This window comes from Rhodoferax sp., assembly GCF_034520025.1.
Taxonomy (GTDB): domain Bacteria; phylum Pseudomonadota; class Gammaproteobacteria; order Burkholderiales; family Burkholderiaceae_C; genus Allorhodoferax.
The window spans coordinates 135,012-147,616 of record NZ_JAXHNZ010000002.1; the positions used below are offsets into that span (position 1 = coordinate 135,012).

A 12,605-nucleotide genomic window follows, 5' to 3' on the forward strand; every position below is an offset into this window, starting at 1 on the left:
TACCCCCGCAGCCATCGGGGGCTTCGGCTTACCCCACTATTTTGCCGTCTGCGCCGAGCATGCTTTGGGTCACCAGCACACTGGTGCGCTTGCGCGTGTCGGGGTTCAGGCGCAGCCCTGCGAGATCGATGGCATTCCGTTTGCTGAAGGCTAGCATGGCATTGTTGCGGGTGATGTTGCCCTCTACGCCCTGCAGTACCTCCGCGCAGTAGCGTGCCGAAACAAAGCCGGCCAGGCTCTGGGCGGTTGGCGGCTCGTCATACAGGCGCCCCATGACCTCGCGGTACGCCCGCACCAGCGGGAGGTTGCTGTTCACGGGCGGCACACTTTGCGCAGAGATGACAGGGCTGAAGCGCGAAACGCCGAGCTGCTGCAGGGCCACCACATTGACATCGGACATAGCAATCAGGTAACGCTGGGCGGCCTGCTTTTCGATACCCTGCGCAAATTGCGCTAGCTCGGGCGTACCACCTAAAAAAATCAGAATCCGGGGGCTTTGGGCGTTCAAGGTGCCTGCGAGTTTGTCGAGTGAGGTGCTGGGCGAATAGGTGTGCAATTTGAGCTGCAGCGCGGTCGCTGCGCGGTCCATGTCTTCGCGGTACAGCGCCATTTCGAGGGGGTTGGCGTAGACGGCACCAACCTGCTGCACCCCTATGACGGCGAGGGACTTGATGGCATAGGCGATTTGCTCTTGGCGGGTCGCAAAAATGCCGAAGGTGTTGTCACTGCCATCGCCCGGGTTGTGTAGCCAGGGGGCGACATGGGGGAGCTCGGGCATTTCGCGCCGCAGGATGGCGGCCAACTGACCGGCTGTTTTGTCGCCCACGGTGCCCACTGCTGCGACACATTCGGGCATGGCCTTGAGGGTGTCTGCGACCCCGCGGAGGGCCTTGGGGCTGCCATCCACTTCAAGGACCAGATGCCGCACCGGCTTGCCCCGCAGGCCGCCGCGGGCATTGAGGTCTTGCCACGCCGCACGCGAGCCCACCAAAAAGTCTTTGGACACGTCGATTTGTGTGGGCGACGTATCCACGATCTGCACCACGGTGGCTCCGGCCGCCGCTGCGCCCGCTTTGCCCGTCTGGCAAAACGCGGGCGTGGCACTTAAGGCGAAGCCACCCCATGCGAGTTGGCGAAGCGTGGTCCGGCGGGTTTGGCACAACGACGTGAAGGGCATGGTGTTTTTTGTAATGCTATAAAAATAATAGCTGCTAGCGCACTATTTACGAGCGCTAGCAGCTAATTTGATTGAATTTTTGGAGTGCTTACTTTTTCGGGGCAGGTGGCAGCAGGACGGTGTCCACCACGTGCACGACGCCGTTGGTTGCAGAGATGTCTGCGGTGGTGACGGTGGCTGTTTCCACGATCACAAAGGTACCGGCCTTGGCGAGGGCCAGGTTGGATCCCTGCACGCTCTTGACGTTGCTGTTTTTGACGTCGGCGGCCATCAGTTTCCCGGGGACTACGTGGTAAGCGAGCACCGCCTTGAGCTTGTCAGGGTTGGCTGCCAGTTCGTTGAGGGTTTTGGCGGGAACTGCTTTGAACGCCTCGTTGCTGGGCGCGAATACGGTGAAAGGGCCTGCGGACTTCAGGGTCTCGGTCAGGCCTGCTTTGGTGACCAGGCTGTTCAGGGTGCTGAGCTCGGGTGTGCGGGCAATGGTGTCGGCCACATTGGTGGGTTGGGACACGGTGGCGCAGCCACTCAGCGCAGCTACCAGCGCAGCTGCGACCAACAGAGAACGGCGGGGATGTGCAAAAGCAGACATGGTGAACTCCAAGGTTGAAAACGGCAAAGCGTAAGAATTTTTTATGACGGAAATATGACAAATTTGTGCAAAATACCGTGCCAGTTGGTGCCGCCAGCCCTTCTTGGATTGGCGTCACAAACCTGTCACAAAAGGTTCTTAAAGTTCAACCTGTCTGAGTTTTCCCAAACCTGCTTTTAAAGGCTTTCCATGACAATGACTTTCCACCGAATCGCTCTGGCAGTCGCTGCCGGCACCCTGCTGACCACCGCTGGCGTCGCCTCGGCCCAAGAAATCACCGGCGCGGGCGCCACATTCCCAGCCCCAATCTACGCTAAGTGGGCGTCCGATTACAACAAGGCCACTGGTATCAAAGTGAATTACCAGTCCATCGGCTCCGGTGGTGGTATCAAGCAAATCGACTCCAAGACGGTGGATTTCGGCGCTTCTGACATGCCCCAGACCGACGAAGTGCTGAAGAGCAAGGGTCAAATGCAATTCCCCACCGTGATGGGTGGCGTGGTCCCGGTGATCAACGTGAAGGGCATTGAGCCCGGCCAGTTAAAGCTGACAGGTCAAGTGTTGGGTGATATCTTTTTGGGCAAGGTTGCCAAGTGGAACGATCCAGCGATCAAGTCGTTGAACCCTGGCCTGAACTTGCCTGACGCACCGATCGCACAAGTGCGCCGCGCAGACGGCTCCGGCACTACCTTCATTTTCACCAACTACCTGAGCAAGGTGAATGCGGAGTGGAAATCCAAGGTGGGTGAAGGTACAGCCGTGAACTGGCCCGTGGGTGCCGGTGGCAAGGGTAATGAAGGCGTTGCTGCATTTGTGGCCCGCTTGCCCAACTCCATGGGTTACGTCGAGTACTCGTACGTCAAGCAAAACAAAATGAACTACGCGGTCATGCAAAACTCTGCGGGCAACTTTGTGAAGCCGGAAGACGACTCTTTTAAAGCTGCAGCTGCTGGCGCAGATTGGAATAGAACTTTCTATCACATCCTTACGAACCAGCCCGGCAAAGACGCGTGGCCCATTAGCGGTGCAACCTTTATCTTGATGCACCTAAAGCAAGACAAGCCCGCCAGCGCGACAGAGGCCTTGAAGTTCTTTAACTGGGCCTATGCGAACGGTGACCAAGCTGCAACTGCGCTTGACTACGTTCCTATGCCTGATTCTGTTGTCGCTGCGATCCAAAAGTCTTGGGGTGAAATCAAAGACGGCGCTGGCAAGCCCGTCGCGTTCAAGTAAGCCTTTGTTGAATCGATCTTGACGGAGGAAATCCCCATGTCATCTACACTCGTTCGTGGGGATTCCCCGAGTCAAACGATTGTTCAACCGCCTACTCGCGCCATGACCACACCACCATCGATAAAGAGAGCCCGCTCAGGCCCCATGGCAGACCGTTTATTTGGCTATGCAGCCAAAGCGTCTGCGCTAGTTACCCTGATTCTGCTTGTGTCCATTCTCGCCACCCTCACCATGAGCGCGTGGCCGGCTATCAGCAAATACGGCTTGTCTTTTCTGACCAGTACCACTTGGGATCCTGTGCAGGAAGAATTCGGTGGCTTGGTCATGATTTACGGCACGGTAGCAACCTCTTTGATTGCGCTCCTGATTGCGGTGCCGGTCAGTTTTGGTATCGCCCTGTTTTTGACAGAGTTGTCGCCTGCTTGGCTCAAGCGCCCTCTAGGTACCGCTATTGAACTGCTGGCTGCTGTGCCATCGATCGTGTATGGCATGTGGGGCCTGCTGGTGTTTGGCCCAGTGCTCGCCACGCATGTGCAGCAACCAATCCAGGCGATGACTGCAGGCGTGCCTTATTTGGGCGCGTTCTTCTCAGGCCCACCGGTCGGTATCGGCATTCTGTCGGCCGGCATCATCTTGGCCATCATGATCATCCCGTTCATCGCTTCGGTGATGCGTGACGTGTTTGAAGTGACACCACCCATGCTCAAAGAGTCTGCATATGGCTTAGGCGCTACGACCTGGGAGGTTGTCTCCAAGGTGGTGTTGCCCTATACCAAGACAGGCGTCATCGGAGGCATCATGCTAGGTCTGGGGCGCGCGATTGGTGAAACCATGGCGGTCACCTTCGTGATCGGCAACTTCAACCAACTGGATTCGGTCAGCCTGTTCCAGGCAGCAAACAGTATTACCTCTGCACTTGCTAACGAGTTCGCGGAAGCCGGCGAGGGGCTCCACCAGGCTGCTCTGATGTACCTCGGCTTGGTACTGTTCTTCATCACCTTCGTGATTTTGTCGTTGTCTAAAGTTCTTTTGGCGCAGTTGCGCAAATCGGAAGGTGCCAAGTCATGAGTGCCACACTCGCCCAAACCCGCTCCGCACGTTTTGCCCAGCGCAAGCGCGTCAACGTGCTGGTCACTGGCCTCGCGCTGGCCGCCATGGCATTCGGACTGTTCTGGTTGTTCTGGATTTTGTGGGAAACCGTTCGCTTGGGTCTCGGTGGCTTGTCTATTGCCACGCTGACCCAAATGACCCCTCCGCCGAATGAAGCCGGTGGCCTGGCCAACGCAATTTACGGCTCGTTTTTGATGGTGTTTCTCGCCACCTGCTTGGGTACGCCCATCGGTGTGATGGCTGGTATTTACCTTGTCGAGTTCGACAACAAGAGCTGGCTGGCAGCCACCGTGCGGTTTGTGAACGACATTCTGTTGTCTGCACCTTCCATCGTGGTCGGTTTGTTTGTCTACGCTGTGGTGGTGTCGCGGTTCAAATCTTTCTCCGGGTACGCTGGCATTTTGGCGCTGTCCCTAATCGTGATTCCGGTGGTGATCCGGACCACGGAAAACATGTTGCAGCTGGTGCCTGCCGGATTGCGCGAAGCGGCCTACGCATTGGGTGCCCCGAAGTGGAAGGTGATCTTGAGCATCACCCTTAAGGCGGCCCGTGCTGGTGTGATTACCGGCGTGTTGTTGGCTGTTGCCCGTATTGCTGGTGAGACTGCGCCGCTGCTGTTTACTGCTTTGAGCAACCAGTTCTGGACATCGTCGCTGAGCGAACCTATGGCCAGCTTGCCGGTCACGATCTTCAAATTTGCCATGAGCCCGTATGAGAACTGGCAGCAACTCGCCTGGGCAGGGGTCTTCTTGATTACCCTGACTGTGCTCGGATTGAACATTCTGGCGCGGGTATTGACCCGTTCCAAGGCCTGATGCGCGCAGCGCACTGACGTTTAAAGGATTACTTGTATGTTGAACACACCTAGCGCCCCGACCAAGTCCAAGATTTCCGTCAAGGACCTGAACTTCTACTACGGCAAGTTCCACGCCCTCAAAGGCATCAACATGGAAATCCCCGAGAAGCGCGTCACCGCCTTCATCGGCCCCTCCGGTTGCGGCAAGTCCACTCTGTTGCGTATCTTTAACCGCATGTTCGAGTTGTATCCCGAGCAGCGCGCTGAGGGCCAAATCCTGTTGGACGGCCAGAACCTGCTGACCAGCAAAGAAGACGTGGCCTTGTTGCGTGCCAAGGTCGGCATGGTGTTCCAGAAGCCGACACCGTTCCCGATGTCCATTTACGACAACATTGCCTTCGGTGTGAAGCTGTTCGAAAAGCTCAGCGCAACCGATATGGAAGAGCGCGTCGAGTGGGCGCTACGCAAGTCGGCACTGTGGACTGAAGTGAAAGACAAGTTGCACCAGAGCGGCTCCAGCCTGTCGGGCGGCCAACAGCAGCGTTTGTGTATCGCCCGCGGTATCGCGATCAGGCCTGAAGTCTTGCTGCTCGATGAGCCTTGCTCGGCGCTCGACCCGATTTCGACTGCGAAAGTGGAAGAGTTGATCGTCGAACTCAAGAACGATTACACCGTCTTGATCGTGACCCACAACATGCAGCAAGCCGCTCGTTGCAGCGACTACACCGCTTACATGTACCTGGGTGATCTGGTGGAGTTTGGCCCGACAGAGCAGATGTTCTTTAAGCCGACACGCAAAGAAACAGAAGACTACATCACCGGCCGTTTCGGCTAAGCAAGGAGAGGACGATATGCCCGATAAACATCTTTCTACGCAGTTCGACAGTGAACTGACTTCGGTTTCCTCGCAGGTGATGGAGCTTGGTGGCTTGGTGGAGTCACAAATCCGCCAAGCGATTTACGCCTTGTCCCAATTCAGCGTGGAGGTTGCCGATGAGGTGACTGCTCGCGAGGCTCGCGTCAATGCAATGGAGTTGGAGATTGACCGTGACTTGTCCAGCATCATTGCGCGTCGCCAGCCGACGGCCCGTGATTTGCGCTTGTTGATCGCTATTTCCAAAACCACCGCCAACCTGGAACGTGTGGGTGACGAGGCGGAAAAAATCGCCCGTATGGTGCGCTCGATCATTCACAGCGGAGCACCGCGTTCCCTGCCCTCGTTGGAGTTGCGGGTGGCTGCCGATTTGGCCTCCGGTTTGCTCAACAAGGCGTTGGACGCATTCGCGCGCTTGGATGTGAACGCAGCGGTCTCTATCCTCAAAGAAGACGACTTGATCGATGCGGAGTTTGATGGTTTCGTCCGCAAGCTGGTGACCTACATGATGGAAGACCCCCGCATGATTTCGCCAAGCCTGGACTTGCTGTTCCTGGCCAAGGCTATTGAACGCATTGGCGACCATTCCAAAAACATTGCAGAGTTCATCATCTATGTGGTGAAAGGCGAGGATGTGCGCCACTCCACGATGGAGAAAATTGAGTCGGTTGTGAAATGAAAAATATGCCCGCCGTGCTGGTGGTCGAGGACGAGTCGGCCATCGCTGAATTGATCGCCGTCAACCTGCGACATAACGGGTTCCGCCCGCGATGGGCGATGGACAGTGACTCTGCTCAGCGCGAGATCGATGACGGAGTCCCCGATCTCATTTTGCTGGACTGGATGCTGCCCGGTGAGAGTGGCCTGGTGTTGGCCAAACGCTGGCGCGCGGATCCCCGGACCAAAGAAGTGCCCATCATCATGCTGACAGCGCGTGGCGACGAGGCAGATCGGGTTGCCGGTCTGGATGCGGGTGCTGACGATTACATTGCCAAGCCATTTTCAACCAAAGAGTTGCTGGCGCGGGTGCGTGCGGTCTTGCGTCGTCGCACTCCCGAGAGCACGGGCGAGGCGCTGACCATTGCCGGTTTGACCCTGGATTCATCGACCCATCGTGTGTCTTTTGAGGGCGCGGCGCTGAAGCTTGGACCCACGGAGTTCAAGCTGTTGCATTACCTGATGGGGCATGCCGAGCGGGTGCACAGCCGTGCCCAGTTGTTGGACAACGTGTGGGGCGATCACGTCTACATCGAAGAGCGCACCGTAGACGTTCATGTGAAGCGTCTCCGGGAAGCCTTGTCCCATGCCGGCGTAATGGTGGAAACCGTGCGGGGTGCCGGTTATCGCTTGACTGCCAAGCCTGCAATGCCGATTGTCTCTTCACAACCCTCAGCTGATCGCGCCAGCGCCTGAGGCGTCACGGTTTCTGCATGTTTCTTCGTTTCGCTTCTTTCCTGTTATTGCAGGGGCTGGCTGGTATTGCTGGCTATTTTTTAGTACAACGGTTCGAGCCGCTCTGGGGTGCTTTGGCCGGGGCGCTCGCAGGCGGTTTCCTGTGGATGCTCTTGGACTCCGCGCGCGGTTTTCGCCTGATGCGTTGGTTACAGGCGGGTGAGTCGACCGAACTGCATTTGGGTTTTGGCTTTTGGGGCGAAGTCGCGGACCGTACGCGCCGGCAAATGCGCTCACGCGAGCGCCGCGTCGCTGAAGGCGATACCAAGCTCCAGGATTTTCTGGCCGCGTTGCAGGCCTCTCCCAACGGGGTGGTGTTGTTAGATGCTGCCGGCCGTATCGAATGGTTCAACCAGATGGCAGGCCAACACTTCGGTTTTGATGCTCGCCGTGACATGCTGCAGCATTTCGGCAATCTGGTGCGTGACCCCGGCTTTGCTAGCTATTACGCTGGGCAAGAGTTTAGCCATGGTCTGGTGATGCCCGGGCGTGAAAACACAGGATCCAAGCCTGTTCAGTTGTCGGTGCACTTGCACCCTTACGGCGAGGGGCGCAATCTGCTGTTGTCACGTGACATTACCGCCTTGGAGCAGGCGGAGGCCATGCGCCGAGATTTTGTGGCCAACGTATCGCACGAGATTCGCACCCCCTTGACTGTCTTGGCAGGGTTTGTAGAAACGCTTCAGACCTTGCCCTTGGACGAGGCTGAGCAGGGGAAGTACCTCGGCTTGATGTCCCAGCAGGCCACGCGTATGCAGAGTTTGGTGGACGATTTGCTCACACTGTCACGCTTGGAAGGAAGCCCCGCACCTTCGGGAGCTGATTTGGTCGACATGGTGCAGCTCTTGCAGCAATGCAAGCAGGAAGCCCACAATTTGTCGGTATTGCTGTGGGGCAGAGCTCAGGACATCCAGTTCACAGTTGCGGATGCAGTGGCCGTGACAGGTTCTGCCACCGAAATTCATAGCGCGGTGTTCAACTTGATCGGCAATGCGGTCCGGTATACCCCCGCAGACAAAACCATCGTGGTGCAATGGCGAAAAACCGGCGACGGGGAAGCCGAGCTGTCAGTGCAGGACACCGGCCCCGGCATTGCGCCTGAACATCTGCCCCGCCTGACCGAACGTTTCTACCGGGTGGACCGGAGCCGTTCACGCGACACGGGCGGCACGGGGCTGGGCTTGGCCATCGTGAAGCACGTGGCCCAGCGGCATGGCGCAGAGCTCTTGATTGAAAGCGTGCCGGGCCGTGGTTCTACATTCCGATTGCGTTTCAAGGCAGCCCGTTTACGCATGCACTGAGTGGGCCGCATCCCTCGGTTTCATTGCCGTTTCAGAATCCAGAACATCTCGGAACTCGCGACCGGATGCTGCACCAAGGTGTGAGCACCCCAAATAGTGCGATCAACGCCTGCGGGCATTTCTGAATTTCGGGCGGGTTCGGTCAACATCCATTGACAGGTTTTGGTGGTGTTGATCGGCTGGAGATCGATGCCACCATACCAACCCAAGGCGGCGGTTTGCGCTGGGTCCAGATTCAAAACGATGGCACATTCCCCTGCTTGAATCGTGGCTCGCGTCTGTTTCACCATGGTCTTGGCACTTTGCGCATAGTCAAGCAAAGGCATCCAGAGGGTCATCAGCAACAGCCAGCACAGGGATGCTCCGCTTGCTGGCAGGACGAGACTTTTCCAGATGGCAGCGCGGTGCCTACCGGCGCGCCACCGCACCAGCCAACCCCAGGCCAAGGTGGCCAACACGGCAAAGGCAAAGGGCAAGATCTGGAACTCGGCTTCATAGCCCGGCGCCAACCGGGCCACGTTGGCTGCCGGTTGTGGCGGAGTACTTGTTTGCATGGCGATCCATACGACCCAGATCACAATGCCGCAGCCGGTAAAGAACAAGAGGGTGAACCAGTCAATCAGGGCGGCGACTTGGCGACGCAGGGTGGGCAAAGCGAATGCCGCCATTGCCGCAAAGGCCGGCAATGCCAAAAGTAGCGTGCGGTCGGGTGCGCCGGAGAGCAACATAGTGCCTACGCTGGTCACAATAAACCAAGCTGGCAAGGACAAATGGCGGCTGATGTTCAGGTTGAACAGCTGCTTGCGCCAGCGCCACGCACTGTAGAGCGCCAGAGGCCATGCGGGCCAGGTAAACCAAAGCAGCAGCTGAATATGGCCGTTCCAGTAGTCCCAAGTCAGGGTGGGCCACTCGACTTTCCACACCCACAAGCCCAGAATTTTTGCGATCCGAGCGACTGCAAGGGCCATCAACAGCAACAGGGCTGCGTCTAGGGTCTGATGGCGGAGCGGGTCGCCTTCATCATTCGCAGAGCGACGGTCCACACCGTGGATGCAAGCGCCGCCAACGCCGAACATCAGGGCGAGTGCTGGTGCTCCGCTCAAGCTCATGCCCAGCATCCCCAGTCCCGCGCAGAACAAGGGTGCGGTCCGGTGGTACGGCAATGCACTCAGCGCATAAAACAGGAGCGCACTGAACCCCAACTGGGCCAATGCGGGGGTGGTCTCGTGACTGAGTTGTGCCAGTCCCAGCGAAGCCATGAAAGCGAGCAAGCCGCCGTCTGCCATGGCGCGGGCATAGTCGGTGGGGTGGGCTTCGCCGCCAAAGGCGAAAGCCACCGGTTGGGCCGCAGGTGTGCGGGCGAGGTAATAGCTGCCGTACCAGGTGCTGACAAAGGCCAGTGTCAGCAAAAGAATAAAAGGAATACGGACCCAGAAGTCTGAGTTGACGCCCGGCGGTGCGAGTTGCAACGCCCATGCGCCCAACCAATAAGGCAGCAGCGAGGGGAAGTCAGGGGCAACTCCCAACATCGTGGGATACCACCAGGAGGCTTCACCACGGCTCAGGGCGGCCATAAAGCCCAGTGTACTTAGATCCGCGCTTCGCCATGCGTCCCGACCGATGAAGCCCGCTGCAATGAACGCAAGACATAGCAGCAGCAACGCGAGGCGGGGAAGGCGCCTGACAGAGGTTTGCGCCACGATAGCAGGTGTCGGATGGTTCACGCGGATCTTGAGAGGTTGAGAACAGTGATCAAAAAAAAAGCAGCCCGGATGTCCGTGCTGCTTTTATACCAACCCAGGCCAAAGCCTGAACGGCGATTACTTCGCTGCGGTCTTGCCGAAACGGTTGCGGAACCGTTCCACGCGTCCACCCATGTTGTCCACCGACTTTTGGGTGCCGGTATAGAAGGGGTGGGATTCGCTGGTGGTATCGAGCTTGAAGAGGGGCAGCTTACGGCCGTCTTCCATGTCGATCATTTCCTTGGTGTTTGCGCAAGAACGTGTCACGAACTTGAAGCCGTTGGACATGTCCTGGAAGCAAACTTCGCGGTAGTTGGGGTGAATGCCTTCTTTCATACTCTTCTCCATCAGTTGCGCTAGCCGCGCCGGTCCTTGCGCAAACCCTGCGCAATATAAAAACTCGGCGTACTTGTCGCGAAAACCCTAAATTATAGCCTATCGACTTCAGCCGCCCCGACGCATCATGTCGAAGAACTCGCTGTTGTTCTTGGTGGCCCGCATTTGCTTGAGCACCATCTCCATGGATTCGATTTCATCCATGTTGTAGAGGAACTGGCGCAGGATGCGGGTCTTTTGCAGAATTTCCGGTTGCAGCAGCAACTCTTCACGGCGGGTACCGCTGCGGTTGAGTTGGATGGACGGGAAAATTCGCTTCTCATAGAGGCGACGGTCCAAGTGCACTTCGCTGTTGCCTGTGCCCTTGAACTCTTCAAAAATCACTTCGTCCATGCGGCTGCCGGTATCGATCAGCGCAGTGGCAATGATGGTGAGCGAGCCACCTTCTTCCACATTGCGGGCTGCACCGAGAAAGCGCTTGGGGCGCTGCAACGCGTTGGCATCGACACCGCCGGTCAACACTTTGCCCGAGGAGGGCACCACGTTGTTGTAGGCGCGGGCCAGTCGGGTGATGGAGTCCAGCAGGATGACCACATCCTTTTTCAATTCCACCAAGCGTTTGGCGCGTTCAATCACCATTTCGGCCACGTGTACGTGGCGTGCAGCTGGTTCGTCGAACGTAGAGGCAATCACCTCGCCCTTCACGGTGCGCTGCATCTCGGTCACTTCTTCGGGGCGCTCATCCACCAGCAAGACCATCATGTGGCTGTCAGGGTAGTTGGCAGAAATGGCGTGGGCGATGTGCTGCATCATCACGGTCTTACCGCTCTTGGGCGGTGCGACCAGCAAAGCGCGCTGGCCTTTGCCGATAGGCGCAATGATGTCGATCACCCGGCCGGTGATGTTTTCGTCGGTCTTGAGGCCATCCTGCTCGAGGCGCATCTGCACCTTGGGGAACAAAGGCGTCAAGTTTTCGAACATGACCTTGTGCTTATTGCCTTCAGGGGGGCCGCCGTTGACCTTGTCGAGCTTATTCAGTGCAAAGTAGCGCTCGCCGTCTTTGGGGGTGCGCACTTCGCCTTCAATCATGTCACCTGTGTGCAGGTTGAAACGACGTACCTGGCTGGGGCTGATGTAAATGTCGTCGGTGCTGGCGGTGTAGCTGGTGTCCGGGCTGCGCAGGAAGCCGAAGCCATCCGGGAGGATTTCCAAAACACCGTCGGCAATGATTTGCTCGCCGGCACGCGCCCGCTTCTTGATGATCGCGAACATCAACTCCTGCTTGCGCATGCGGCCCGTGTTTTCGATCTCAAGTTCTTCAGCTTGCTTGAGCACTTCAGACACGTGCAGTGCTTTAAGTTCGTTTAAATGCATGGAGTGGGTCCCGTCAGGGCGTTAACCGGAAATCGGCAAAAAACCAGAGTGGTCTAAAAATTCAGGGGAGTGGGGATTGAGGCAAGACCGTGAGCTTGGCCTCGGTGTCCTGAGCCTGATCTGGCTGACCGCCTTCAATCCGGCGGGTGGACACGATGATTATGACAGGAAATTGCAACCGCACTGCAGCGGCGCGGTTGCAATGGTTTACGGGCGGATCAGGCCAGTTGCTGGTCGATGAAGGCAATGAGCTGAGCCTTGCTCAACGCACCTACCTTGGTGGCAGCCAATTGGCCGTCCTTGAACAGCATCAAGGTGGGGATGCCGCGGATGCCGAATTTGGCAGGAATGTCGCGGTTTTCGTCCACATTCATCTTGGCGATCTGGAGCTTGCCTTCGTAGGCGGCGGATACCTCATCGAGAATCGGGGCGATCATTTTGCAGGGGCCGCACCACTCTGCCCAGTAGTCCACCAGAATGGGTTGTGCAGATTGCAGAACGTCGGCTTCGAAAGTCGCGTCTGTGACGTGTTTGATGAGTTCGCTAGCCATGGTGATTCCTTTGGAAGAGTGCTAATGCAGCTAAAGTTGCGGCATTGTGACAGAAACCAAGCCCCCCCAT

At 57.5% G+C, this 12,605-nt stretch carries 13 protein-coding genes; 7 read left to right on the forward strand and 6 right to left on the reverse strand.

Annotated features, from left to right (window positions below):
* Positions 1 to 28: 28 nt before the first annotated feature.
* The gene (locus U5L73_RS08980; RefSeq protein ID WP_322562061.1) at positions 29 to 1,177 is read right to left on the reverse strand and encodes an ABC transporter substrate-binding protein; all 1,149 of its coding nucleotides are present in this window, start codon (positions 1,175 to 1,177) and stop codon (positions 29 to 31) included.
* 88 nt (positions 1,178 to 1,265) lie between these two features.
* Positions 1,266 to 1,766 carry a fasciclin domain-containing protein gene (locus U5L73_RS08985; protein WP_322562062.1) on the reverse strand — a complete coding sequence of 167 codons (501 nt, stop codon included), beginning with the start codon at positions 1,764 to 1,766 and terminating at the stop codon, positions 1,266 to 1,268.
* A 189-nt stretch (positions 1,767 to 1,955) separates the two neighbouring features.
* Here U5L73_RS08985 and pstS point away from each other — a divergent pair, with 189 nt between their 5' ends.
* The 7 genes from pstS to phoR are packed head-to-tail and all read left to right on the forward strand — an operon-like array spanning position 1,956 to position 8,532.
* On the forward strand, positions 1,956 to 2,999 hold the full coding sequence (gene pstS / locus U5L73_RS08990) for a phosphate ABC transporter substrate-binding protein PstS (RefSeq protein ID WP_322562063.1): 1,044 nt from the start codon (positions 1,956 to 1,958) through the stop codon (positions 2,997 to 2,999).
* Positions 3,000 to 3,035: 36 nt separating this feature from the next.
* Positions 3,036 to 4,067 (forward strand): phosphate ABC transporter permease subunit PstC, encoded by a 1,032-nt coding sequence (gene pstC / locus U5L73_RS08995; RefSeq protein ID WP_416221286.1) that lies wholly within the window; start codon positions 3,036 to 3,038, stop codon positions 4,065 to 4,067.
* Positions 4,064 to 4,924: a phosphate ABC transporter permease PstA gene (pstA, locus tag U5L73_RS09000; RefSeq protein ID WP_313875826.1), complete on the forward strand. Its 861-nt coding sequence runs from the start codon at positions 4,064 to 4,066 to the stop codon at positions 4,922 to 4,924. Before pstC ends, pstA begins: the two co-directional genes overlap by 4 nt.
* A 36-nt stretch (positions 4,925 to 4,960) precedes the next feature.
* On the forward strand, positions 4,961 to 5,740 hold the full coding sequence (gene pstB / locus U5L73_RS09005) for a phosphate ABC transporter ATP-binding protein PstB (protein WP_322562064.1): 780 nt from the start codon (positions 4,961 to 4,963) through the stop codon (positions 5,738 to 5,740).
* Between the two features lie 16 nt (positions 5,741 to 5,756).
* A complete protein-coding gene (gene phoU / locus U5L73_RS09010; protein ID WP_087497078.1) occupies positions 5,757 to 6,458 on the forward strand; it encodes a phosphate signaling complex protein PhoU in 702 nt (233 codons plus the stop codon).
* Positions 6,455 to 7,192 carry a phosphate regulon transcriptional regulator PhoB gene (phoB, locus tag U5L73_RS09015; RefSeq protein ID WP_313875828.1) on the forward strand — a complete coding sequence of 246 codons (738 nt, stop codon included), beginning with the start codon at positions 6,455 to 6,457 and terminating at the stop codon, positions 7,190 to 7,192. The genes phoU and phoB overlap by 4 nt, the downstream gene beginning before the upstream one ends.
* A gap of 17 nt (positions 7,193 to 7,209) precedes the next feature.
* Positions 7,210 to 8,532 (forward strand): phosphate regulon sensor histidine kinase PhoR, encoded by a 1,323-nt coding sequence (phoR, locus tag U5L73_RS09020; protein WP_322562065.1) that lies wholly within the window; start codon positions 7,210 to 7,212, stop codon positions 8,530 to 8,532.
* A 20-nt stretch (positions 8,533 to 8,552) separates the two neighbouring features.
* On the opposite strand, the gene U5L73_RS09025 is transcribed toward phoR, so the two are convergent.
* The 4 genes from U5L73_RS09025 to trxA all read right to left on the reverse strand — a co-directional run bounded on the left by U5L73_RS09025 (position 8,553) and on the right by trxA (position 12,535).
* Positions 8,553 to 10,256: a hypothetical protein gene (locus U5L73_RS09025; RefSeq protein WP_322562066.1), complete on the reverse strand. Its 1,704-nt coding sequence runs from the start codon at positions 10,254 to 10,256 to the stop codon at positions 8,553 to 8,555.
* A 96-nt stretch (positions 10,257 to 10,352) separates the two neighbouring features.
* A complete protein-coding gene (locus U5L73_RS09030) occupies positions 10,353 to 10,610 on the reverse strand; it encodes a type B 50S ribosomal protein L31 (protein WP_105259666.1) in 258 nt (85 codons plus the stop codon).
* Between the two features lie 108 nt (positions 10,611 to 10,718).
* Positions 10,719 to 11,984 (reverse strand): transcription termination factor Rho, encoded by a 1,266-nt coding sequence (rho, locus tag U5L73_RS09035; protein WP_313875831.1) that lies wholly within the window; start codon positions 11,982 to 11,984, stop codon positions 10,719 to 10,721.
* A 218-nt stretch (positions 11,985 to 12,202) separates the two neighbouring features.
* Positions 12,203 to 12,535 (reverse strand): thioredoxin TrxA, encoded by a 333-nt coding sequence (gene trxA, locus U5L73_RS09040; RefSeq protein ID WP_313875832.1) that lies wholly within the window; start codon positions 12,533 to 12,535, stop codon positions 12,203 to 12,205.
* Between the last annotated feature and the right edge of the window lie 70 nt (positions 12,536 to 12,605).

Coding starts and splice junctions, on each gene's coding strand:
- trxA (WP_313875832.1), bottom strand. CDS start 12,535: ATGGCTAGCGAACTCATCAAACACGTCACAGACGCGACTTTCGAAGCC.
- pstS (WP_322562063.1), top strand. CDS start 1,956: ATGACAATGACTTTCCACCGAATCGCTCTGGCAGTCGCTGCCGGCACC.
- U5L73_RS09030 (WP_105259666.1), bottom strand. CDS start 10,610: ATGAAAGAAGGCATTCACCCCAACTACCGCGAAGTTTGCTTCCAGGAC.
- rho (WP_313875831.1), bottom strand. CDS start 11,984: ATGCATTTAAACGAACTTAAAGCACTGCACGTGTCTGAAGTGCTCAAG.
- U5L73_RS08985 (WP_322562062.1), bottom strand. CDS start 1,766: ATGTCTGCTTTTGCACATCCCCGCCGTTCTCTGTTGGTCGCAGCTGCG.
- pstB (WP_322562064.1), top strand. CDS start 4,961: ATGTTGAACACACCTAGCGCCCCGACCAAGTCCAAGATTTCCGTCAAG.
- pstC (WP_416221286.1), top strand. CDS start 3,036: ATGTCATCTACACTCGTTCGTGGGGATTCCCCGAGTCAAACGATTGTT.
- phoB (WP_313875828.1), top strand. CDS start 6,455: ATGAAAAATATGCCCGCCGTGCTGGTGGTCGAGGACGAGTCGGCCATC.
- pstA (WP_313875826.1), top strand. CDS start 4,064: ATGAGTGCCACACTCGCCCAAACCCGCTCCGCACGTTTTGCCCAGCGC.
- phoR (WP_322562065.1), top strand. CDS start 7,210: ATGTTTCTTCGTTTCGCTTCTTTCCTGTTATTGCAGGGGCTGGCTGGT.
- U5L73_RS08980 (WP_322562061.1), bottom strand. CDS start 1,177: ATGCCCTTCACGTCGTTGTGCCAAACCCGCCGGACCACGCTTCGCCAA.
- phoU (WP_087497078.1), top strand. CDS start 5,757: ATGCCCGATAAACATCTTTCTACGCAGTTCGACAGTGAACTGACTTCG.